19 protein-coding genes, 16 tRNA genes and 1 rRNA gene are annotated in these 22,217 nt (G+C 43.8%); 35 read left to right on the top strand and 1 reads right to left on the bottom strand.

Annotated features, from left to right (window positions below):
- The 26 genes from rrf to DET59_RS20760 all read left to right on the top strand — a co-directional run.
- Window positions 1–94 (top strand): 5S ribosomal RNA (rrf, locus tag DET59_RS20885); the annotation flags it as partial.
- A 7-nt stretch (window positions 95–101) separates the two neighbouring features.
- A tRNA-Asn gene (locus DET59_RS20880) sits at window positions 102–176 on the top strand.
- A gap of 6 nt (window positions 177–182) precedes the next feature.
- A tRNA-Ser gene (locus DET59_RS20875) sits at window positions 183–274 on the top strand.
- 19 nt (window positions 275–293) lie between these two features.
- A tRNA-Glu gene (locus DET59_RS20870) sits at window positions 294–368 on the top strand.
- A gap of 42 nt (window positions 369–410) precedes the next feature.
- Window positions 411–486: transfer RNA gene (locus DET59_RS20865), tRNA-Val, on the top strand.
- Window positions 487–599: 113 nt separating this feature from the next.
- Window positions 600–673 (top strand) — tRNA-Met (locus tag DET59_RS20860).
- Window positions 674–807: 134 nt separating this feature from the next.
- Window positions 808–884, top strand: a tRNA-Asp gene (locus DET59_RS20855).
- 18 nt (window positions 885–902) lie between these two features.
- Window positions 903–978: transfer RNA gene (locus DET59_RS20850), tRNA-Phe, on the top strand.
- Window positions 979–991: 13 nt separating this feature from the next.
- Window positions 992–1,067 (top strand) — tRNA-Thr (locus DET59_RS20845).
- A 19-nt stretch (window positions 1,068–1,086) separates the two neighbouring features.
- Window positions 1,087–1,170, top strand: a tRNA-Tyr gene (locus DET59_RS20840).
- A gap of 106 nt (window positions 1,171–1,276) precedes the next feature.
- Window positions 1,277–1,350 (top strand) — tRNA-Trp (locus tag DET59_RS20835).
- Window positions 1,351–1,361: 11 nt separating this feature from the next.
- Window positions 1,362–1,437: transfer RNA gene (locus tag DET59_RS20830), tRNA-His, on the top strand.
- A gap of 39 nt (window positions 1,438–1,476) precedes the next feature.
- A tRNA-Gln gene (locus DET59_RS20825) sits at window positions 1,477–1,548 on the top strand.
- Between the two features lie 4 nt (window positions 1,549–1,552).
- A tRNA-Gly gene (locus DET59_RS20820) sits at window positions 1,553–1,627 on the top strand.
- Between the two features lie 7 nt (window positions 1,628–1,634).
- Window positions 1,635–1,708: transfer RNA gene (locus DET59_RS20815), tRNA-Cys, on the top strand.
- 8 nt (window positions 1,709–1,716) lie between these two features.
- A tRNA-Leu gene (locus DET59_RS20810) sits at window positions 1,717–1,800 on the top strand.
- Window positions 1,801–1,803: 3 nt separating this feature from the next.
- A tRNA-Gly gene (locus DET59_RS20805) sits at window positions 1,804–1,877 on the top strand.
- Between the two features lie 387 nt (window positions 1,878–2,264).
- Entirely contained in the window at window positions 2,265–3,161 is an 897-nt protein-coding gene (locus DET59_RS20800; RefSeq protein ID WP_181778266.1) for a carbohydrate ABC transporter permease, read from the top strand.
- A complete protein-coding gene (locus tag DET59_RS20795; protein ID WP_113971511.1) occupies window positions 3,161–3,988 on the top strand; it encodes a carbohydrate ABC transporter permease in 828 nt (275 codons plus the stop codon). Before DET59_RS20800 ends, DET59_RS20795 begins: the two co-directional genes overlap by 1 nt.
- Before the next feature lie 82 nt (window positions 3,989–4,070).
- Entirely contained in the window at window positions 4,071–5,348 is a 1,278-nt protein-coding gene (locus tag DET59_RS20790) for an ABC transporter substrate-binding protein (RefSeq protein ID WP_113971510.1), read from the top strand.
- 142 nt (window positions 5,349–5,490) lie between these two features.
- Window positions 5,491–7,302 (top strand): sensor histidine kinase, encoded by a 1,812-nt coding sequence (locus DET59_RS20785; RefSeq protein WP_113971509.1) that lies wholly within the window; start codon window positions 5,491–5,493, stop codon window positions 7,300–7,302.
- Entirely contained in the window at window positions 7,283–8,857 is a 1,575-nt protein-coding gene (locus DET59_RS20780) for a response regulator transcription factor (protein ID WP_113971508.1), read from the top strand. The genes DET59_RS20785 and DET59_RS20780 overlap by 20 nt, the downstream gene beginning before the upstream one ends.
- Window positions 8,858–8,872: 15 nt before the next feature.
- The gene (locus DET59_RS20775; RefSeq protein ID WP_113971507.1) at window positions 8,873–9,598 is read left to right on the top strand and encodes a ThuA domain-containing protein; all 726 of its coding nucleotides are present in this window, start codon (window positions 8,873–8,875) and stop codon (window positions 9,596–9,598) included.
- A 21-nt stretch (window positions 9,599–9,619) separates the two neighbouring features.
- Window positions 9,620–10,645, top strand: coding sequence for a Gfo/Idh/MocA family protein (locus DET59_RS20770; protein ID WP_113971506.1), 1,026 nt, complete (start codon window positions 9,620–9,622; stop codon window positions 10,643–10,645).
- 14 nt (window positions 10,646–10,659) lie between these two features.
- Window positions 10,660–11,700, top strand: a complete 1,041-nt coding sequence (locus DET59_RS20765) for a Gfo/Idh/MocA family protein (protein WP_113971505.1) — start codon at window positions 10,660–10,662, stop codon at window positions 11,698–11,700.
- A 12-nt stretch (window positions 11,701–11,712) separates the two neighbouring features.
- Complete coding sequence (locus DET59_RS20760; protein WP_113971504.1) at window positions 11,713–12,681, top strand: sugar phosphate isomerase/epimerase family protein; 969 nt, start codon at window positions 11,713–11,715, stop codon at window positions 12,679–12,681.
- A gap of 211 nt (window positions 12,682–12,892) precedes the next feature.
- On the opposite strand, the gene DET59_RS20755 is transcribed toward DET59_RS20760, so the two are convergent.
- Entirely contained in the window at window positions 12,893–13,564 is a 672-nt protein-coding gene (locus tag DET59_RS20755; RefSeq protein WP_113971503.1) for a B3/B4 domain-containing protein, read from the bottom strand.
- A 119-nt stretch (window positions 13,565–13,683) separates the two neighbouring features.
- Between DET59_RS20755 and queG the strand changes: the two genes are divergently transcribed.
- From queG to DET59_RS20710, 9 genes are all read left to right on the top strand, one after another.
- Window positions 13,684–14,817, top strand: coding sequence for a tRNA epoxyqueuosine(34) reductase QueG (gene queG, locus DET59_RS20750; RefSeq protein WP_113971502.1), 1,134 nt, complete (start codon window positions 13,684–13,686; stop codon window positions 14,815–14,817).
- A 94-nt stretch (window positions 14,818–14,911) separates the two neighbouring features.
- On the top strand, window positions 14,912–15,790 hold the full coding sequence (locus DET59_RS20745; RefSeq protein ID WP_113971501.1) for an amidase domain-containing protein: 879 nt from the start codon (window positions 14,912–14,914) through the stop codon (window positions 15,788–15,790).
- 66 nt (window positions 15,791–15,856) lie between these two features.
- Window positions 15,857–16,330: a tRNA (uridine(34)/cytosine(34)/5-carboxymethylaminomethyluridine(34)-2'-O)-methyltransferase TrmL gene (gene trmL / locus DET59_RS20740; RefSeq protein WP_113971500.1), complete on the top strand. Its 474-nt coding sequence runs from the start codon at window positions 15,857–15,859 to the stop codon at window positions 16,328–16,330.
- Between the two features lie 87 nt (window positions 16,331–16,417).
- The gene (gene nfsA / locus DET59_RS20735) at window positions 16,418–17,167 is read left to right on the top strand and encodes an oxygen-insensitive NADPH nitroreductase (RefSeq protein WP_113971499.1); all 750 of its coding nucleotides are present in this window, start codon (window positions 16,418–16,420) and stop codon (window positions 17,165–17,167) included.
- Window positions 17,168–17,604: 437 nt separating this feature from the next.
- Window positions 17,605–19,500, top strand: a complete 1,896-nt coding sequence (locus DET59_RS20730) for a PrkA family serine protein kinase (RefSeq protein WP_044337899.1) — start codon at window positions 17,605–17,607, stop codon at window positions 19,498–19,500.
- 99 nt (window positions 19,501–19,599) lie between these two features.
- Window positions 19,600–19,782, top strand: coding sequence for a hypothetical protein (locus tag DET59_RS20725; RefSeq protein ID WP_113971513.1), 183 nt, complete (start codon window positions 19,600–19,602; stop codon window positions 19,780–19,782).
- An 85-nt stretch (window positions 19,783–19,867) separates the two neighbouring features.
- A complete protein-coding gene (locus DET59_RS20720; protein ID WP_113971498.1) occupies window positions 19,868–20,041 on the top strand; it encodes a hypothetical protein in 174 nt (57 codons plus the stop codon).
- A 254-nt stretch (window positions 20,042–20,295) separates the two neighbouring features.
- Window positions 20,296–21,456, top strand: a complete 1,161-nt coding sequence (gene yhbH / locus DET59_RS20715; RefSeq protein WP_397540970.1) for a sporulation protein YhbH — start codon at window positions 20,296–20,298, stop codon at window positions 21,454–21,456.
- A 140-nt stretch (window positions 21,457–21,596) separates the two neighbouring features.
- Complete coding sequence (locus DET59_RS20710; protein WP_113971496.1) at window positions 21,597–22,088, top strand: STAS domain-containing protein; 492 nt, start codon at window positions 21,597–21,599, stop codon at window positions 22,086–22,088.
- Window positions 22,089–22,217: the final 129 nt, after the last annotated feature.

Below are 22,217 nucleotides of genomic sequence, written 5' to 3'. Positions count from 1 at the left end.
CACACCCGTTCCCATGCCGAACACGGAAGTTAAGCTCTTCAGCGCCGATGGTAGTTGGGGGATCTCCCCCTGTGAGAGTAGGACGTCGCCAGGCATATCGTTCCGCAGTAGCTCAGTGGTAGAGCTATCGGCTGTTAACCGATCGGTCGCAAGTTCGAATCTTGCCTGCGGAGCCATCATATGGAGAGCTGTCCGAGTGGCCGAAGGAGCACGATTGGAAATCGTGTAGGCGGTTAATGCTGTCTCAAGGGTTCAAATCCCTTGCTCTCCGCCATAACATTTCTTCTTATCAAGGCCCATTGGTCAAGCGGTTAAGACACCGCCCTTTCACGGCGGTAACACGGGTTCGAATCCCGTATGGGTCACCAACAATTTTTATTCGAAAGTGAAAACAATAAAATCATTATATTGGAGGATTAGCTCAGCTGGGAGAGCATCTGCCTTACAAGCAGAGGGTCGGCGGTTCGATCCCGTCATCCTCCACCAAGTTTTTTTGCGAAAGCAAAATAAACCTCCATGATTTTTTACGAAGCGTTAGCGAAGTAAGCGGAGTAAAATAATCTCTTTAATCTACAAGTGTTAAGTTACACTTATATCGTCGCGGGGTGGAGCAGTTCGGTAGCTCGTCGGGCTCATAACCCGAAGGTCGCAGGTTCAAATCCTGTCCCCGCAATACCATTTTTGACTTAGGATAGTATAATCCTTGATGAGTCACGCATGGATAGTTATTTTGACTGTCGTCAAGGTAATGAAATCTATTTTGCTAACGCAAATAATGAAAGTTATTTTGCTGACGCAAAAAACTCTGGTCCGGTAGTTCAGTTGGTTAGAATGCCTGCCTGTCACGCAGGAGGTCGCGGGTTCGAGTCCCGTCCGGACCGCCATTTTCATTTTTACATAGTGGCTCAGTAGCTCAGTTGGTAGAGCAATGGACTGAAAATCCATGTGTCGGCGGTTCGATTCCGTCCTGAGCCACCATTTATTACTTGATGCCGGTGTAGCTCAACTGGTAGAGCAACTGACTTGTAATCAGTAGGTTGGGGGTTCAAGTCCTCTTGCCGGCACCACTCGAGTGATTTAATATGTGGAGGGGTAGCGAAGTGGCTAAACGCGGCGGACTGTAAATCCGCTCCTTCGGGTTCGGCAGTTCGAATCTGCCCCCCTCCACCAAGATTTTTTTCGGATCCTCAGCGGAGTAAAATAATCCTCCTTAAACTAAGCGCAGTGAAGCGGAGCATTATACTTCAACACGAATAGCATTAAGGTAATATTTCATAGGGGTATAGTTTAAAGGTAGAACGAAGGTCTCCAAAACCTTTGGTGTGGGTTCGATTCCTACTACCCCTGCCAATTTCATTATGGCGATTGTGGCGAAGTGGTTAACGCACCTGATTGTGGTTCAGGCATTCGTGGGTTCGATTCCCATCAGTCGCCCCATAAAAGTCACATTTTCATTTCCGTGACATATACTATCAGTGGGCTATAGCCAAGCGGTAAGGCATCGCACTTTGACTGCGACATGCGTTGGTTCGAATCCAGCTAGCCCAGTAGTGCGGAAGTAGTTCAGTGGTAGAACACCACCTTGCCAAGGTGGGGGTCGCGGGTTCGAATCCCGTCTTCCGCTCCAATATTAAGGCGGCATAGCCAAGTGGTAAGGCATGGGTCTGCAAAACCCTGATCACCGGTTCAAATCCGGTTGCCGCCTCCAAATGTAATGCCGGTGTGGCGGAATTGGCAGACGCGCACGACTCAAAATCGTGTTCCTCTGGAGTGCCGGTTCGATCCCGGCCACCGGTACCATACGCGGGTGTAGTTTAGTGGTAAAACCTCAGCCTTCCAAGCTGATGATGAGGGTTCGATTCCCTTCACCCGCTCCAACTTACATACGATAGACTTTCTCATTAGAGGGAGTCTTTTTTTATTGTTTAATTACGAAAAGTCATCTATTTAGCATCATTTTCAACAAGATGGACGTTTATCTGATCGACTTAGGTCCATTTACTTTTGATCAAGACTAATTTATTTTCAAAACCGCATTGCACCCTACGGTCACCTAACCAAACGAAAGAACCCCAACCTTACTATTTACCCACCCGCAGCCAAAACAAACCCATCTAGTCAAAATTTTGCACCTTCTTAGTCAATTGAGTTCCCCTATTAAAGAAAGCGCTACCATTATAATGAAAGAAAGCGATTACACAGTTAGGGTGGTGATACGGGTGGAACCAAAGATTCAGACTGGACCAGTAAGCCCAGACGTACAAATGAAGGCAGTGACGAAGAAGAAGTTCAAGTATAAGAGCTTGCTGACGTATGCTGCCTTTGTTGGACCGGCACTTTTATTTTTCTTAGTGATTCAGATTCTTCCGTTCTTGATGGGAGTGTATTATTCGTTTACTTCATGGAATGGTGTCAGCTCGGTTGTTGAGTGGGTTGGGTTTGAGAATTATAAGAAGATCTTTACGGATGATAAGACGTTCTTTAATTCTTTTATGTTTACGACGAAGTTTATGTTTGCGGCAGTGATTATTAGTAACTTAATAGGTTTTGGGTTTGCGTTACTGTTAAACGCGGCATTGAAAACCCGAAATATTTTACGGACAGTGTTTTTTATTCCGAACGTGATCGGTGGATTGCTACTCGGGTTCATCTGGCAGTTCATTTTTGTTAAAGGGTTTGCATCACTCGGGAATATGACGGATATCGGATTCTTTAAAATGCCTTGGCTTGGTGATGAGAAGACGGCATTCTGGGGGATTGTCATCGTGTTTGCATGGCAGATCAGTGGTTATATGATGGTCATCTATGTTGCGGCATTGCAAGGGGTGGACAATTCACTTTTGGAAGCAGCGAGGATAGATGGGGCATCAAACTGGACATTGTTGACGAAGATTATCATTCCGTTGATTCTACCGGCATTCACGATTTGTTTCTTCTTGACGATTTCAATGGCCTTTAAGATATTCGATTTAAATATCTCGTTAACAGGTGGGGGACCATTCAATTCTACGCAATCTGTAGCAATCAATATTTATCAAGAAGCATTCCAAAATAACCGTTATGGCCTGGGAACTGCGAAATCGATTCTGTTCTTTGTGGTAGTGGCAGTGTTTACGACGATTCAGGTGATGGTGACGAAGAAGAAGGAGGTTCAGGCGTAATGGGCAATCGCTATACGAAGAGAACATTTGTATTAGAGATCATCGGGATTGTCATCGGGCTCATTTTCCTTATCCCTTTCTACTTTGTACTGGTCAACTCGGTGAAACCATTCGCTGCAATCTTGATTGATGCGGCAGCGTGGCCAAAGGAATTTATGTTTTCTAACTATGCTAAGGTGTGGGAGATCATCAACTTCCCCCGTGCATTCTGGAACTCCTTGGTCATCACTGTATTCAGCAACATTGGATTAGTGATCATCAGCTCCATGGCGGCGTGGAAAATGGTACGTACGCCAGGGAAATTCAGCAAAATCTTATTTGTTATCTTTGTGTCAGCCATGGTCATTCCGTTCCAGACGGTGATGATTCCTCTTATGAAGGTTGGCGGAAGTCTAGGACTTACGAATAGCATTCCAGGTTTGATTATTATGTACTTCGGATTTGGGGTCCCACTTTCTCTGTTCTTGTATCATGGGTTCGTGAAAACCGTTCCGATTGAGATTGAAGAATCCGCGATGATTGATGGATGCAGTCAGTTTGGTGTGTTCTGGAGAATTGTATTCCCGTTACTTAAGCCAATAACAGTGACCGTGATCATTCTGAACACCTTGTGGATTTGGAATGACTATCTGCTTCCACTTCTTGTATTACAGGATGCGGAACTGCGTACGATTCCACTCGCAGCGAGTTCGTTCTTCGCTCAGTATACGAAGCAATGGGATATGGGTCTTGCAGCGTTGGTGCTTGGCATTACTCCGATCATCATTTTCTTCTTATTTTTACAGAAGCATATCATCAAAGGGATTGCTTCAGGGTCAATTAAGTAGATATAAAGTTTCTGTCGAGATGGTCTATCATTGATACAGAAATTTATATAAAATAATTTATATCAGGGAGGTCAATCCATTTATGAAACGTATACTTTTACTTTGTATGTCTTTGGTTTTAGTATTTGGAATTATTGCTGGCTGTTCTTCTAAAGACACGACAAGCAAATCAGGTGGAGAGTCTGGATCAGGTGACGATGTAGTAACCCTTAATTTCTTCCAGTTCAAGGTTGAAATTGCCGATCAGCTGCAAGAAATGATTAATGAGTTCGAAGCTGAGCATCCAAACATTAAGATTAAGCTTGAAACAGTGGGTGGAGGTGCCGATTACGGTGCAGCTTTGAAAGCGAAATTTGCTTCTGGTGAAGAGCCGGACATTTTCAACAACGGTGGTTTTAAAGAATTAGAGCTTTGGAAAGAGAAGTTAGCGGATCTTTCCGGTGAGCCATGGGTTGAACATGTTCTTCCAATCGGTAAAGTTCCGATGACGGATGAGGATGGCAAGCTTTATGGTATGCCGGTTAACCTTGAAGGTTACGGATTTGTATACAATAAAGATTTATTTGAAGAAGCGGGGATCACTGAGCCGCCTGCAACGATTGATGAGTTAAAAGACGCTGCGAAAAAGCTTGAAGCGAAGAAAATCACGCCTTTCTCAGCGGGTTATGGCGAGTGGTGGGTAATTGGTCAACATTTACTTAACATTCCTTTTGCTCAGCAGGAAGATCCGGATGCGTTCATCGCCGGACTTTATGATGGTTCTGAGAAGATTGTAGGAAACGAAAAGTTCAAGCAGTTCAAAGAAGTTTTAGATGCTGAGCTTAAGTATGCAAATGATAATCCGTTAACGACGGATTACAATACACAAGTAACGCTTTTTGCTTCTGGTGAAACGGCGATGCTGCAACAAGGGAACTGGACTGAAAACATGATCACTGAGATCAATCCTGAAATCAACATGGGCTTCCTTCCAATTCCTATCAGCAATGATGACAGTGCTGATCGCCTTCCTGTAGGTGTACCGAATAACTGGGTATTAAACAAGAACTCCGAGCATCTTGAAGAAGCGAAAACATTCTTGGAATGGATGGTTTCATCTGAAACTGGTAAGCGTTATATCACGGAAGAGTTTGCATTCATCCCGGCATTCGATAACATCGAGCCAAATGGTCTTGGAGACTTGGGTCAGTCTATCCTTGACTACTCTAAAGAAGAGAAGACGATTCCTTGGACGTGGTTCAAATGGCCGGATGGAGCGAATAAGGAATTCGCTGCAACGATCCAGGAATATGCCGCAGGGAAAATTGATTACGATACGGTACTTGAGCGATTCCAGCAAACATGGGATAACTTGAAGTAAATCGAATACTAGAAAGCATGTCTACTAAAGGCATGCTTTCTATTTTATAAGTTTAATAGGAATATTTCGAAAAAACACTTCCAAGAGCAGGGAAAAACACTTTATACTAGTGTATAAGTGAGACCTGGGAGGTCCGTCCCTCATGTTAAAGACCAGCATTCGGAATAAGTTGATTGTGTTGTTGATGATTACGACGATTGTGCCGTTTGGCAGTTCGATTATTATTACATATTTGTATACGAAGGATTCCATAGAGGAGCAGGTGGTGGAGGAGAGCAGCAATCTTCTTTATCAGGGAAAGGTGAATCTGGAGAGCTATATGAATGAGCTCAACGGGTTAACTCTATCACTCTATAATAATCCTGATTTTATTAACTTCATGAGATCACCCGGTCAAGAGAATAATTACTTGACGATCGGCATTGTAAAAAATGTTGTGCAAACGATTCTCTACACGGGTGATACCATTAACGGGGTACGTATTTCCTTCGCAGATGGTGACCGCGTCATCTCGGCAACCAAGCGCTCTACCGTTGTATTTTCCAATAAGGTAAGGGATTCACAATGGGAATCTTTCAGAAATGCCGAGCGTAGCCCTTATAACATGTATATTGAACCAACCCATAGTCAGGAAGAAAAGAATATTAACCGGTCGAAGGATATTGTCACGATTCACCGGGCATTCCGAAACGTTCCCGGTGATGAGGTGCTTGCCTATATTTCATTGGAGGTTTCTCCTGACAAGATCATTGATTTGAGCAGAAATCTGTATAACGCTAAGTCAGAAGAATTCTATCTTCTTTCTTCCGAAGGGGAAATGATTTATAGCTCGGACAGGGATGTGTCGGACGATGGCAGCAACCAGAAATGGATTAAGCGGATAATGGAATCGAAAGATATATCAGGGACGCTAGAGTGGAAAGAGGGTTCCTTCAACGGGGTGATGATGTACGACCAGCTACCTGCTTCGGCCGGAGGTTGGTTGTTAGTGAAACGGGTTCCTTACGTGAACCTTTATGAAAGCGCATTTAGTGTCGCGAAGATTAATATTCTATTCGGAGTTCTTGGACTATCCCTTGTGGTGCTGGCGACCTTATTTGTTTCTTTTAAGATCACGTCACCCATACGCATTCTGCTTCAAAATATCCAGCAGGTTGAAAAAGGGAATATGAAGTTACAGTCTGAATCGTTCGGTTCCGATGAAATCGGGATCCTCGGCTTCCGGTTTCAGCAAATGATCGAGCGGATCAATCATCTGATCAACCGTGAGTACAAGCTGGAGCTCGAGAACAAGACGAATCAATTAAAGGTCCTCCAGTCTCAAATCAATCCGCATTTTCTCTATAATGCCCTGCAATCCATAGGGACGATTGCTTTGAAGAACAAGGTTCCGCAAATCTACTCTCTGATCACCCACCTTTCCAAAATAATGAGGTACGGGATGAACATGGAGGAGGATATGGTTCCATTAAGCAAGGAAATCAATTACACGAACGCCTATCTTCTTTTACAAAAAGAGCGTTTCGGTGAGAATCTGGATTACAATGTAGAGGTAGAAGAAGAGGTGAAGGAGATCCCGGTACCGAAGATGATCCTTCAGCCTCTCATTGAAAACTACTTCAAACACGGCTTCGATATCCGGGACGGGGTAGGACGTATATGGTTATCCTGCTTTCGGGATGAGGGAGAACTGGTGATGATGGTCCGTGATAATGGAGTCGGCGTAACCGAAAGCAGACTTCGGGAAATCGGGGATCATTTCAGGGCAGATGCTTGGAATAAAACGGGGGATGAGACCAATATCGGACTGAAGAATGTGTATGTCCGCTTAAAGCTCTACTATGACCACCAGGCCACTTTACAGCTTGAAAATCATGATGGGGGAGGCTTTATGGTCACCATGAGGCTGCCAATAAGAATGGAAGGTGAAGCAAATGAAAGCAATCATCATTGACGACGAAAAGCATGTGCGTGAGGGGTTACTTTTATTAGCGGAATGGGACAAGCATGGAATCCACACCATTCTGGAGGCGGAAGATGGAGACCAAGCCATCGAATTGATCACAGAGCACCGGCCGGAAATCATTTTCACTGATATGAGGATGCCGAAACGGGATGGCATCACCCTTTTAAAATGGCTTCATGCCTCTGACCTTAAAAGCAAAACCATCGTTGTAAGCGGGTATGATGATTTCGAGTATATGAGAAACGCGATCTATTACAAAAGCTTTGATTATATTCTGAAGCCGATTGAACCGGATGTGTTAAATGAAACACTGGATAAAGCGGTAAAAGAGTGGAATGAACAGGCTCAATCAAGAAAATCCCAGGTCGAGGAAAATCGGGTGATGAATGAGGTGAAGCCCCTCTATTGGGATCGGTTATTCTCAAGTCTTTGTGCGAAGGAGAGCATGACCACAGAGATGGTAGAAAAGGTTGAGCAGGAGTTTGGGATTGCCATTACAAAGCTTGCAAAGACCGTTGCCCTCATCCCCATCAAACCGATCGTGGAGAAACTCTTTCAAGGAGACCGGGACCTGGCCTTTTTTACCCTTAGCAATATTTGCAATGAATTGCTGCGAAAGCAAAATGATGGGGTTTGCTTTCGGAATGGGAACAAAGAAGAAGAGCTTGTGATTCTCTTCTGGAATGATAAAAATGTGACGTATCTGTTAGAGGAAATCTACTCATTGATCTATCAATATAGTAAACTCTTTACGATCATTGCACTTGGGCAGAAGTCCAGGAAAATAAACGAAGCGTATGAATCTGCATTACAAGTTTATCTTAAGCATACCCTGCTTGATCAAAAGAAAATCGTTACCCATAAAGATGTGAAACCGAGGCCGCTGCTGCACCTATTGGATCACTCCAATGAATTGAAATGGGCAATCCGTTCAGGCAGCGGCGATCAGGTTCGGTCCCAGTTGGAGGGGATATTCTCACAGATGGAAACGGGGCATGCCCTCTCACTGGAACAGCTCCAGGTGTGGGAAAATCAATTTGAGTTATTACGTAATAATTGGTTGAAAGAGTATGAGATTCAGCAACAATCACCATTCTACAGGGGCCTGGATTATTGGAATGAAGACGGCTCGTTTTCGTTCAGGAAATTTAAAGAGGAAAAGGCGAAAGAGTTCAGTGAATTAATTCAAACCCTTTCAAAGGCAAAGTATCAGCGGGAAAAGAACAATATGCAGCAGATTGAAGAATATCTTCAGCAGCATTATCAAGAGGATATCACCCTTCAGGACATTGCCGATCGCTTTTACTTAAGCAGGGAATACATTTCACGTAAGTTCAAACAGGATCATGGATTTACCATCACGGATTACGTTACGAATATCCGGATGGAAAAAGCGAAGAAACTGCTTGAGAATCCTTATTTGAAGATTTATGAAGTCGCCTATGGTGTAGGGTATGGGAATGAAAAGTATTTCAGTAAAGTATTTAAAAAGCACGTCGGTATGACACCGAATGAATACCGGCATTTACAATCAAACACTTAACTTGGAGGTTTTACAATGTTGAACGTTACTGTATGGAATGAAAATCGTCATGAACAGAAGAATCCGAAAGTGAGAGAGGTGTACCCTGAAGGAATTCATGGTGCCATTGCTTCCTTCCTGGGAGAAGCATCATTCAATGTGAAAACGGCTACATTGGACGAGGGTGACCACGGATTGACAAAGGAAGTATTAGATGGTACAGACGTATTGGTTTGGTGGGGACATATCGCCCATGATGAAGTGAAAGATGAAGTAGTTGAAAGAGTGAAACAGCGTGTCCTTGATGGAATGGGATTGATCGTCCTTCATTCAGGTCATTTCTCTAAAATCTTCAAAACATTGATGGGTACTTCCTGTGACTTGAAATGGCGGGAAGCGGATGAGAAAGAACGCATCTGGATTGTCGATCCAAGTCATCCGATTACAGCGGGCTTAAGTGAATACATCGAGCTTGAGAAGGAAGAAATGTATGGAGAGCATTTTGACATTCCGACTCCTGATCAGCTTGTGATGGTGAGCTGGTTCGAAGGTGGGGAAGTGTTTAGAAGCGGGTGTACGTATCAGCGTGGCAACGGAAAAGTATTCTACTTCCGTCCAGGACATGAAACGTATCCAACCTATTACAATGAAGACGTTCAGAAGGTCATCGTCAATGCAGTGAAATGGGCATCCCCTGTGGATCATGCAAGACCGGTATACGGAAACGCACAGCCATTAGAAGAAATCAAAGGATCTAACTAAAGGACAAGAGGAGGAAAAATCATGAGTACATTGAAAATTGGCGTTATCGGGTGTGGAAGCATCGCACAACATCGTCATCTGCCGGAATATGCAAACAATGAAAGCGTTGAAGTGGTAGCGGTGTGTGACATCGTGGAAGAACGTGCATGGAAGGTAGCCGATGCAGTGGGAGCGAAAGCGTATACCAATTATAAAGAACTACTGGCAAACGCTGAAGTGGAAGCTGTGAGTGTGTGTACACCGAACTACCTGCACGCACCGATTTCCATTGATGCCCTAAACGCCGGAAAGCATGTATTATGTGAAAAGCCTATGGCCACTTCAAGTGAAGAAGCTCAAAGCATGATCGATGCCGCTGCTAAAAACGGTAAAAAATTGATGATCGCCCATAACCAGCGTTTTGTCCCTTCGCATCAAAAAGCGAAGAAGCTGATTGAAAGTGGTGAAGTTGGTAAAATCTACAGCTTCCGTTCTGCATTTGGTCACGGTGGACCTGAAGGCTGGAGTGCTGACGGTAAGGACAGCTGGTTCTTTAAAAAGGATCAAGCGTTCATCGGGGCCATGGGAGACCTTGGTGTACACAAAACCGATCTCCTTCGTTACATCTTAGGGGAAGAATTTGCCGAAGTCGGCGCCTTTGTTGAAACAAGTGCAAAGGAAAATGCAGATGTGGATGATACGGCTGTCTGTGTATTGAAAACGGAAAGCGGTACAATCGGTACCCTGGCTGCAAGCTGGTCTTATGTTTCGAAAGAAGACAACTCTACGATCATTTATGGAGAGAAAGCGATTCTCCGCTTAGAGGATGATCCGGTGAACTCTCTTATCGTTCAATACTCAAGCGGAGAAGTAGTGAAGTATGAGCTTGGCGGCATTCAAACAAATGACGATGGCGGTCAGACGAATTCACGTGTGATCGATCAATTTGTTCACTGTATCCTTCATCATGAAGAGCCTCCTATTACGGGGGAAGAAGGAAAGAAATCTCTTGAGGTTGTATTGTCTGCTCTGGAATCAAGTGAATCAAAACGAATCGTAAAGCTATAGAGGTGAATGCATCGATGACCAAACTTAGGATGGGAGTGATCGGCGTTGGGGGCATTGCCCAAACGCGTCACATTCCTACTTTTATAAAACTATCAGATTCTGTATCCATTGAAGCGATCAGTGATATCAATCCTGTCACTGCTCAAACCGTGGCAGAAACCTTTAACATTCCGAACGTGTTCAGTGATTATCGGGACATGTTCGGGCATGTGGATGCAGTGACGATCTGTACTCCGAATAAATTTCATGCGGAAATTACGATTGCCGCGCTCAATGCAGGTCTTCATGTGTTTTGTGAGAAACCGATGGCCATGACTCCTGAAGAATGTGAACGGATGATCGAAGCTGCGGAAGAGTCAGGGAAGCTTCTGGCTATCGCTTATCATTATCGTTTTATGAAGGACTCACGTGCTGCGAAGCGAGTAATCATGGAAGATGAAATTGGTGAACCAATGGTGGCAAGGGCAAGAGCGATCCGTCGCCGCAAAGTACCTGGCTGGGGAGTGTTTACCAACAAGGAGCTGCAAGGCGGAGGCAGCCTGATCGACTACGGATGTCACTTTCTGGATTTATCCCTATGGCTCCTTGGGAACCCGGCACCTGTTGAAGTAACAGGGACGACCTATAACAAGCTTAGTAGAATGCCAGATCAAGTAAATCAGTGGGGAGACTTTGATAAAGAAAAATTTGAAGTTGATGACCATGTTACGGCTTATATCAAGTTCGATAACGGTACATCCATGCTCTTCGAAACGTCTTGGTCTGCAAATGTCAAGAGCGATGAAGAAAGCATGAGCATCTCAGGGAAAACGGGGGGAATCGATCTATTCCCGTTCCAAATGAACCAGATGAAACACGGCATGCTCCTGAATAGTGAAGCGGATTGGGTTCCCGGTGAAGATGACCCGGGTCTTCCACAAGCCCGGAACTTTATTAACAGCTGTCTCGGTTTAGAAGAGCTGGTTGTGAAGCCCCAGGAAGCTATGCAAGTGTCTCAAATCATTGATGCCATATACAAAAGCAGTGAAACCGGACAAAGCATCCGATTGAAATAGGAGGAAGCACAAATGAAACTAGGCGTATTTACTGTATTATTTTCGCAAAAAAATCTTGATGAAATGCTTGATTATGTAAAAGAAGCCGGGCTTCACGCAGTAGAAGTCGGCACGGGAGGATATCCAGGAAACGCTCACTGTGACCTGGACGCCCTTTTAGAAAGCGAAGAAAAGAGAAACGAATACTTAGAGAAAGTAACATCAAGAGGCTTGGAAATCAGTGCCTTCAGCTGTCACGGAAATCCGATCTCGCCAGATGCAGCATTCGCGGAAGAATCCCATGTGGCACTTCAGAAAACGATCAAGCTCGCAAGCTTGATGAATGTACCGGTTGTGAACTGTTTCTCCGGAACAGCAGGCGACCATGAAGGAGCAAAGCATCCGAACTGGCCTGTATCCCCTTGGCCGAATGAATACGGGGATATTCTCAAATGGCAGTGGGAAGAAAAGTTGATTCCTTATTGGAAAGAGACAGGGAAGCTTGCAGAGGATCATAACGTAAAAATCGGTCTCGAGCTGCACGGAGGTTTCCTTGTACATACTCCGTATACGTTATTGAAGCTTCGTGAAGAAACATGTGACGCGATCGGTGCAAACCTTGATCCCAGTCACCTGTGGTGGCAAGGAATCGACCCGGTTGCCGCGATTAAAATCCTGGGTAAGGAAAATGCGATTCACCATTTCCATGCGAAAGATACGTATATCGATCAAGACAACGTCAACATGTACGGCCTGACGGATATGCAGCCATATGGAAACATCCAAACAAGAGCGTGGTCCTTCCGATCGGTGGGCTGTGGACATTCGTTGCAGGAGTGGTCGGATATGATGAGTGCCCTGCGCACATTCGGATATGATTATGTGGTAAGCATCGAGCACGAGGATCCGATCATGTCGATTGAAGAAGGCTTCGGACGTGCCGTGAAGAATCTGAAGTCGATCTTGATTGAAGAGCAGCCATCGGATATGTGGTGGGTATAGGTTTTATAAGAAGGGAGTCCATTGGGCTCTCTTTTTTTTGTGGAACCCGGATTGACTCCGGCCACAGTCGAAATCGGGGTGAATATTCCCATTCATCTAATGAATTAGCCAGTCTCAAGAGATTTCTTGAGATTAGCTATGATTCTCGTACAAGATTGTCTATAAAAAAAAACAGGACCCCAACAACCAGGGATCCTGTAGCCAGAAACTTCTATCCACCCACCACTTCAAATGATCCTTCCCCGCCATGAATCCCGATGAACATATCCATTAACGATTTCGTCAGTTTCCCGCTTTCTTCTATAGAAAGGGAAGGCTTCAGAAAGATGATCTGCACGGCATTTTTGGTTTCTTCTCCGACGGGTGCACGGTCTGAGTCAACGAATGGACTTCCGAAAGGTCCGTCCCCGTCACAGGCGACGATCAGGTTTTCCAGGGAGTTCTCCCGGCCGTTTAGGCCTATGTAGGTTTGTCCTCTTTCCCCGACTTTTAACTCGATGCTATCACCCTTGAGACCTGCACGGTCGTAAATGCCGATGGGCACTTCGTATTGAAGGGAGAAGAAGTTGTTGAGATCGATACTAGAGTTAATGGTAGTCAGGTAGTTCTGTTTTTTGACCCGGCGAAAAAGGGCTTCGGCTGAATGACGGTAGCGATTCGGGTCTTTTCCTGTTTTCTTGAAGATGTCCCGCCACGCGGCAATCCCTTCTATTTCCGTCACATTTTTATCGTGAAGATCAAAGAAGATGGATTCCTGGAACAGCTGGAGTCTGCCTTTCAGCATTTGAGGAGAAGCGCCGACTTCGATATGATGGTATTGAATGAATCCCACTTTAAAACCCGGGATTTTGGACGTTATGGATGAATCGATCGTGATTTCCACTTATTTTCCCTCCACATTTGTTTGAAAATAGTTTATCATAATACACGTTGCTATTTCACGTAAGCTTATTTATAAGCGTTATAAAATATATCATCAGAATCAGAAAGGAGGAAAGGGCAATGGATATGGATCGATTAAAGCAGGATATTATTGCGTACAGCAAGGAAATCGGCATTGATAAGATTGGCTTTACAACGGCGGATACGTTTTCCGAAATGAAAAACAGACTCCTGCGGCAGGAAATGCTCGGGTATCAATCCGGGTTCGAGGAAAAGGACATAGAAAAGCGGGTTGATCCTTCTTTGATATTCGATAAACCGAAATCGATCATCGCCATTGCCCTTGCCTATCCTTCCAAGATGAAGGACGCTCCACAAAGCAAACGGGGAGAAAGACGGGGGATCTTTTGCCGGGCATCATGGGGGACGGATTATCACCATGTACTTCGGGATCGTCTTTCAAAGCTGGAAGAATATATCGTATCAAGAGTTCCACAAGCACGCTTCAAATCAATGGTGGATACAGGTGAACTCGTGGATCGTGCGGTGGCAGAGCGGGCCGGAATTGGCTGGAGCGGAAAGAACTGCTCGATTATCACGCCTGAGTTCGGGTCCTATGTGTATCTCGGGGAAATGGTGACAAATCTTCCGTTTGCCCCTGATACACCGATGGAGGACCAATGTGGTACATGCAATAAATGCGTAGATGTCTGTCCAACGGGAGCTCTTATCGAAGGCGGTCAGCTGGATGCCCAGAAATGCATTGCCTTTTTGACGCAAACAAAGGGCTTTCTTGCAGATGAGTACCGGGTAAAGCTTGGGAACCGCCTATATGGATGTGATACTTGCCAGACCGTATGTCCTGAAAATAAAGGGATGGACTTTCATTTTCACGAAGAGATGGAGCCGGATCCAGAAATCGCAAAGCCGCTATTAAAGCCGCTTTTAACGATCAGTAACCGTGAGTTCAAAGAAAAGTACGGTCATGTATCCGGTTCATGGAGAGGGAAGAAGCCGATTCAGCGAAACGCGATCATCGCACTCGCCCATTTTAAAGATACAACGGCCATTGACGATCTGGTTGATGTGATGAAAAAAGATGTGAGACCCGTCATTCGCGGGACCTCTGCCTGGGCCCTGGGCAAAATCGGCGGTGAACAAGCCCAGCAGGCATTACTGAAACAACAGTCAGTAGAAACGGATGACGATGTACTAAACGAAATTCAAAAGGGTCTTAACCTTATAACCAAATAGCCCAAAAGGATAAACTCACAAATCCACCTGAGTTTATCCTTTTTTGTTTTGAACAGTCCCTTCTCCGCATAACAATTAGGGAGGAGGGAAGACAATGATCAGAAAGCTGTTAATGGAAAAGGTACAACATGTGATTGATGAATATACATCTCGCAGTCAGTCAGACTATCACAGTGACAAAGTGAAAAGAAAGAAGGAATCTTGTCTTCAGCGAAATGCGGAAATTGTAAAGGTGGATGCAGCAGGGAAAATCCTAAGCATGACGCCTCAACGAAATGAAACACAAACCATTTTATATGATGTTCACTATAAATATCTTATTAAGCATGGCGATCTTCTTTATTTAGAAGAAGAAGTAGAGAATAGACATGCATCCTTTTATAAGGATAAAATTTATGAAGACGGTGAGATTTCGATTCAATATGATGAGAATGTCGTACGTGAAGAGAGTTCAACCTTCGACGGGAAAGAGGCTAGAGTAGCGTATCAATATGATCGTCTGAGTGCGGTGCAATATGCTGAACGGTGGTGGAACAGCTATAACCCTGCGTTTAAGAAGTTTGAGAATGATTGTACGAATTATATTTCACAGTGTCTTCATGCCGGGGATGCTCCCATGCGGGGGTATCCGGCGAAGGGGAAGGGCTGGTGGATGAGAAATCAGAACTGGAGCTATAGCTGGACGGTGGCGAATTCCATGAGATGGTATATCCCGAACTCGACGGCCGGGTTAAGGGGAAGACAGGTGAATGACGCTAAAGAGTTAAAGCTTGGAGATGTCATTTGCTATGACTTCGAAGGTGATGGGCGCTTTGACCATACTACGATCGTGACGGGGAAAGATGCTGCAGGAGAGCCTCTCGTGAATGCCCATACGTTCAACAGCCGAATGCGATATTGGAAGTATGAGGACTCGACTGCGTATACACCCCATATCAAATATCGATTTTTTACAATAGTAGATGACGGCTAAGTCTTGTTCTATGGGGAGGAAATGGTATAATGTCACTTAGAGTTTTATGAATGAGGTGACAGGAACATGGGAGTACATGTTGTATTATATCAACCAGAAATCCCTGCTAATACAGGGAATATTGCGAGAACGTGTGCAGCAACGGATACAACTCTGCACTTGATTCGCCCACTCGGGTTCTCAACAGATGATAAAATGTTAAAGCGGGCTGGCCTTGATTATTGGCAGTTTGTAAACATTGTATACTATGATTCAATTGAAGAGTTCTTCGAGAAAAATGACGGCGGAGAATTTTTCTACTTAACAAAATACGGAAAGATCCCTCACACTGACTTTGATTACAGTGTGGAAGAGAAGGATTACTTCTTTATTTTTGGCAGGGAAACATCCGGACTGCCGGATGACATCATCCAAAATAACTTAGATCGTGCCCTGCGCATTCCGATGAACGAAAACGTCCGTTCATTGAACCTTTCCAATACAGCGGCGATCTTGATTTATGAAGCATTAAGACAAAGAAATTATCCGGGTCTTTTATAAAAAACGAGGAATGGGAATCATATGATTTTCATTCCTTTTTTTATTTGGATTATACTAAGGGAAAGAATGTGAAGGGGAGAGTACATAATGAACGAAACCATTGAAACGATTCTTAAGCATCGGTCCATTCGTCATTTCAAGAATGAGCCGTTAACAGAGGAGCAGATCCGGACAATTGTCTCGAGTGCCCAGGCTGCGAGTACGTCGAGCTATATTCAAGCATATACAATCATCGGGGTGAAGGATCCTGCTAAAAAGAAGAAGTTGGCAGAGCTTGCAGGTCCACAATCATATGTAGAAGAAAATGGCCATTTCTTCGTATTCTGTGCCGATTTGTATCGCCATGAGAAAATCGGTGAGTGGGAAAGTGCAGATGTCATTCCAACACTTGAAAGCACGGAGAAATTCATGGTGGCAGTAATTGATGCGTCACTGGCGGCACAAAATGCGTCTCTTGCCGCAGAATCGATGGGAATGGGCATTTGCTATATTGGGGGAATCCGAAATGATCTGGAATCAGTGAGTGAACTGCTGGAACTTCCTGATCGGGTCATTCCTTTATTCGGTTTGGCAGTGGGCTTCCCTGAAGGAAATTCTGATGTGAAGCCGAGGTTGCCTATGGAGGCCATTTACCATGAGGATTCCTACCAAAGTGATGAAGAATCGATGAAAAAGGAACTCGATTGTTATGATGAAACCATTTCTTCCTATTATCATGCACGAACGGCCGGCAAGCGATCGGATCGCTGGACGGAGCAAATGGCCAACATGCTGTCCGGTAAGAAAAGGATGTATATGAAGGAATTTGTGGAGAAAAAAGGCTTTAATAAGAGATAGGATTCGCAGAAATAAACTAGTCAAATGAAAAAGAACTGACCTTGGTAGGTCAGTTCTTTTTCGGTTTTTATGGATTAGTTTGAACCCGGCTTATCATCATATCCAGCAGTGAAAATCGCTACTAAGAACGCTAAAGATACACCTATAATCATTATAGTACCCATGTTTGGTAACCTCCCAGTTTCACTTATTCCACAGTCTGTCTTTAGTATAGCCTATTTTTAAATTGATGTGAATGAAATCGGTTAATTTTTTGTTGATTTGTGACAGCTTGACGAAATGGTAATGAAACCATTTTATTCTAAAAGGCTCATCCTACTGTTTATAGGGAATAGGGAACCTTTGTCTGTAATAAATATATCTTGTTAACATGTTCAGGTGAACAAGCGCATAGAGTATATTAATCGTCTCTCATTAAGCGACAGGGGGAGGTCCTTATGGATATTTTAAAAAAAATCGAACATTACCGAGAAGAAGAAGAGAAACTGAAATGGGAAGGGACGTTTGCTCAGTATTTAGACCTGCTGAAAGAGAAGCCTTGGGTTGGGCAATCCGCTCATTCAAGAGTCTTTAATATGATTAAGGATGCCGGGGTTGAGGAGGTCGAGGGGAAACGAAAGTATAAGTTCTTCAGCAATCAATTATTTGGCTTAGAAGAGGCGCTTGAGAGACTCGTTGAAGAATACTTTCATCCTGCTGCGAAGCGATTAGATGTCAGGAAGAGGATCTTGTTACTGATGGGGCCGGTCAGTGGAGGGAAATCAACCCTTGTTTCCATGCTGAAACGCGGGCTGGAGCAATATTCCCGGACTGAAAGAGGAGGCGTCTTTTCAATCAAAGGCTGCCCGATGCACGAAGATCCATTGCATTTGATTCCTCAACATTTACGCGAAGATTTTTACAACGAGTATGGCATTCGCATTGAAGGAAATCTCTCTCCGTTAAATACTATGCGTTTGGAGAAAGAATATCATGGCCGCATAGAAGACGTTCAGGTAGAAAGAGTCTTTTTCTCTGAAGATAAACGTGTCGGAATTGGTACGTTCTCTCCATCTGATCCAAAGTCACAGGACATTGCCGATTTAACAGGAAGTATCGACTTCTCCACGATTGCCGAATTTGGTTCTGAATCAGATCCACGGGCTTACCGATTTGACGGGGAATTAAATAAAGCAAACCGTGGATTGATGGAATTCCAGGAAATGCTGAAGTGTGATGAAAAGTTCTTATGGCACTTATTGTCCCTTACTCAGGAAGGTAACTTCAAGGCAGGGCGGTTTGCACTGATTTCTGCTGATGAGCTGATCGTGGCCCATACGAATGAAACTGAGTATCGATCCTTCATTTCAAATAAAAAGAATGAAGCCTTACACTCACGTATCATCGTCATGCCGGTTCCTTATAACCTGAAGGTCACCCAGGAAGAGAAAATATATGAGAAAATGATCAATGAAAGTGATGTGTCGAACGTCCATGTGGCTCCTCATACGTTACGGGTAGCGGCGATGTTCACCATCTTGACCCGATTGAAGGAACCAAAGCGCGGTGATATTGATTTAATCAAGAAAATGCGCTTATACGACGGTGAAAATGTCGAAGGTTTTAACTCCGCAGATGTGGATGAAATGAAGAAGGAATACCAGGATGAAGGAATGAGCGGAATCGATCCGCGTTATGTCATTAACCGGATCTCGTCTACGATCATTCGAAAAGAGATCCCGACCATTAACGCTTTAGACGTTCTTCGGGCATTGAAAGAAGGACTGGATCAACATCCATCCATTACGAATGAACTTCGTGATAAGTATTTGAACTTTATCTCCCTCGCCCGTAAGGAATATGATGACATCGCCAAGAAAGAAGTTCAAAAAGCCTTCGTGTACTCATATGAAGAGTCTGCGAAAACGCTTATGGATAACTATCTTGATAACGTTGAAGCTTATTGCAATAAGGCAAAGCTTCATGATCCATTGACCGGTGAAGAAATCAATCCGGATGAAAAACTGATGCGTTCCATTGAAGAACAAATCGGTATTTCAGAAAATGCGAAGAAAGCATTCCGTGAAGAAATCCTTATCCGTATCTCTGCCTATGCCCGTAAAGGAAAGCGATTTGACTACAATTCACATGATCGCTTGAGAGAAGCCATTCAGAAGAAGCTATTCGCTGACTTGAAGGACGTTGTGAAAATCACGACATCATCGAAAACGCCAGACGAACAGCAGCTGAAGAAAGTCAACGAAGTGGTTGCCCGCCTCATCGATGAACATGGCTACAACTCAACATCCGCTAATGAATTATTGCGCTATGTGGGCAGCCTGTTGAATCGATAAAAACAAAGAAATCGGGAGGTGCCAAGCACACCTCCCGATTTTTCTATGTGGTTTATTTTTTCTGGTAAAGGGAAAAGTAGTAGCCAAGAGGTGAAAGTTATGAGCAAAAACAAACATGAACTGGATAAAAACTATGAACCTGAAAATGGCTCCATGGCATCTGATATGGAAGAGATGGAGCAGCTGGGAAAGCAAATGGACAAGCTAAGAACGAATGAAGAGCTGAAAGACGACAAAAAGCAGCCGGATCCCGTTCAATATAAAGAAAAAGACAAGGAATAAGTAATAGTTGACGGAAAACTCTGAATATAATAGTCTATAGATAGAGAGCTGGGCCCATTATCTTAAATGAAAGTGGGTGAAGAGGATGTCTTCCAAACCTCAGCGTCCGGAAGAAGCAGAACCTCTTAACGGAAGCATGGCCTCCAATATGGAGGAAGTCATTAAGCTAGGGAAGCAGATGGAAAAATTACGTTCCAGTGGCGAATTAAAGATACACAATCGAGTATCAGACCCGGCTCAATATGAAGAAGAAGCTTAATCAGGTGATTCCGCCTGGTTATTTTTTTTGAAGAAATCTACACCTCTACAACCTGTCAGAAAAATAGGCTCGTCCAACCATAAAAGAACGTTTAATTGTCGAAATTATTTGTAAATTTATCAATACTTCTGCATAGGATAGAGTAATCCCCGTTTCACTTCATGGGATACATGCAGTTTAGACAGTCAACATAGTGTATGCAGGAGAATGAAAAAATGTGAAAAAACTTTAAGGAGGGGAAAAATTTGAGTCAAATGGATAATCATCAGTTTGTCATTTCCAAGGAAGATTGGGCCCTCCACCGCAAAGGTCACGATGATCAACAAAGACATCAAGAGAAAGTACAGGATGCGATTCGAAACAACTTACCTGATTTGATTACGGAAGAAAACATTGTCATGTCCAATGGTCGAGACGTCGTCAAGATCCCGATTCGTTCTTTAGATGAATATAAGATTCGTTATAACTATGATAAGAATAAACATGTCGGGCAAGGTGACGGTGAGAGTCAGGTAGGAGACGTCATTGCAAGAGACGGCTCACCGCAGCAGCAGGGTCCAGGAAAAGGTCAAGGGGCCGGAGATAAAGCCGGTGAAGATTACTATGAAGCAGAAGTGTCGATGCTTGAGATTGAAGAAGCCTTATTTAGCCAATTGGAACTACCGAACCTAAAGAAGAAGGAGCAAGATGTTCAAACCGTCGAGCACATTGAATTCAACGATATCCGTAAAACAGGCCTAATGGGGAATATAGATAAAAAGAAGACGATGATGTCTGCCTTTAAGAGGAATGCCATGAAAGGAGCACCAAGCTTTCATCCGATATATACCGAAGACTTGAAGTTCAGAACGTGGAATGAAGTATTAAAGCCTGAATCCAAAGCGGTCGTATTGGCCATGATGGATACAAGTGGTTCCATGGGAGTATGGGAGAAATATATGGCAAGAAGCTTTTTCTTCTGGATGACACGCTTTTTGAGGACTAAGTATGAAACCGTAGAAATTGAATTCATTGCACATCATACCGAGGCCAAAGTGGTATCAGAAGAACACTTTTTCTCGAAAGGAGAAAGCGGAGGAACCATCTGTTCATCTGCTTATCGCAAAGCGTTGGAACTCATCGATGGAAAGTACGCTCCAACCCGCTATAATATTTATCCGTTCCATTTCTCTGATGGAGATAACCTGACGTCTGATAACGTCCGGTGCGTCAAGCTTGTAGAAGAATTAATGAAAGTATCCAGCATGTTCGGGTACGGGGAAGTGAATCAGTATAACCGCCACTCCACCTTGATGTCAGCCTACAAAAATATTAAAAACGACGATTTCCGTTACTACATTCTCAAACAAAAAGCCGATGTATTCCATGCCATGAAAAGCTTCTTCCACAATGAGCAGGAAAAAGCATTCGCTTGAGAAAAACCAGCCGATGAGGCTGGTTTTTCACTGTCATCTGCTTATCTATTTACATATGAAAATATTAGGTTATCTGTATGCATAGTGCTAGAATAGAGAGAGGTACTTTTAAAAACATTCTATAAGCGGTGAGGTTTATCATGACAGATGAAAAGCAGGAAATTCAACAACTAAAGAATGAAATTAAAGAATTGAAGGAACAATTGAGTCAATCAGAACAGCTGATTATGGATATTTCAGCACCTATTATCCCCTCCATCGTCCCGGAAACCATCTTGATCCCCATAACCGGCAGACTTAGTCCGGAACGTTTTGAAAGGATCATTTCCAAGATATTAGACGTCTCGTACGGTGGGGAAATCAACACAATCATTATAGATTTCTCAGCCATATCAGAGAAAGAAATCGGGGAAATTGATATCTTCGGCACTTATATCCATAACATGGCCAAGGCAATTGGATTAATGGGAATCGAAACACTCTTCGTAGGGTTTACTCCTGCCCTTACTCAAGTGATGATCAATTCAGGAGTGAGAGAACTTCAAGGAATTAAAAGCTTCCTCACCTTCCGGACAGCTTTGCAGTATTTGATGAGTGAAAAGGACCTTACATTCCAGAAGATCAATGAGTAAAAGAACCAGCCTGCGCGGTTGGTTCTTTTTATTTGGCTCTATTCGTAAAGTTTGTTGCTATTGTAGAGGAGAAAGTAATAGTTGATTTCCGCTCCAGGATGCTCGCTTTCCGCGGGGCTGGCGGTGAGC

This window comes from Rossellomorea aquimaris (genome assembly GCF_003315075.1).
GTDB lineage: Bacteria > Bacillota > Bacilli > Bacillales > Bacillaceae_B > Rossellomorea > Rossellomorea aquimaris_C.
Note: the sequence above shows the minus strand (reverse complement) of the source record. Positions and strands in the feature narration are given on the sequence as shown.

Coding starts and splice junctions, on each gene's coding strand:
- DET59_RS20800 (WP_181778266.1), top strand. CDS start 2,265: ATGAAGGCAGTGACGAAGAAGAAGTTCAAGTATAAGAGCTTGCTGACG.
- DET59_RS20795 (WP_113971511.1), top strand. CDS start 3,161: ATGGGCAATCGCTATACGAAGAGAACATTTGTATTAGAGATCATCGGG.
- DET59_RS20790 (WP_113971510.1), top strand. CDS start 4,071: ATGAAACGTATACTTTTACTTTGTATGTCTTTGGTTTTAGTATTTGGA.
- DET59_RS20785 (WP_113971509.1), top strand. CDS start 5,491: ATGTTAAAGACCAGCATTCGGAATAAGTTGATTGTGTTGTTGATGATT.
- DET59_RS20780 (WP_113971508.1), top strand. CDS start 7,283: ATGAAAGCAATCATCATTGACGACGAAAAGCATGTGCGTGAGGGGTTA.
- DET59_RS20775 (WP_113971507.1), top strand. CDS start 8,873: ATGTTGAACGTTACTGTATGGAATGAAAATCGTCATGAACAGAAGAAT.
- DET59_RS20770 (WP_113971506.1), top strand. CDS start 9,620: ATGAGTACATTGAAAATTGGCGTTATCGGGTGTGGAAGCATCGCACAA.
- DET59_RS20765 (WP_113971505.1), top strand. CDS start 10,660: ATGACCAAACTTAGGATGGGAGTGATCGGCGTTGGGGGCATTGCCCAA.
- DET59_RS20760 (WP_113971504.1), top strand. CDS start 11,713: ATGAAACTAGGCGTATTTACTGTATTATTTTCGCAAAAAAATCTTGAT.
- queG (WP_113971502.1), top strand. CDS start 13,684: ATGGATATGGATCGATTAAAGCAGGATATTATTGCGTACAGCAAGGAA.
- DET59_RS20745 (WP_113971501.1), top strand. CDS start 14,912: ATGATCAGAAAGCTGTTAATGGAAAAGGTACAACATGTGATTGATGAA.
- trmL (WP_113971500.1), top strand. CDS start 15,857: ATGGGAGTACATGTTGTATTATATCAACCAGAAATCCCTGCTAATACA.
- nfsA (WP_113971499.1), top strand. CDS start 16,418: ATGAACGAAACCATTGAAACGATTCTTAAGCATCGGTCCATTCGTCAT.
- DET59_RS20730 (WP_044337899.1), top strand. CDS start 17,605: ATGGATATTTTAAAAAAAATCGAACATTACCGAGAAGAAGAAGAGAAA.
- DET59_RS20725 (WP_113971513.1), top strand. CDS start 19,600: ATGAGCAAAAACAAACATGAACTGGATAAAAACTATGAACCTGAAAAT.
- DET59_RS20720 (WP_113971498.1), top strand. CDS start 19,868: ATGTCTTCCAAACCTCAGCGTCCGGAAGAAGCAGAACCTCTTAACGGA.
- yhbH (WP_397540970.1), top strand. CDS start 20,296: ATGGATAATCATCAGTTTGTCATTTCCAAGGAAGATTGGGCCCTCCAC.
- DET59_RS20710 (WP_113971496.1), top strand. CDS start 21,597: ATGACAGATGAAAAGCAGGAAATTCAACAACTAAAGAATGAAATTAAA.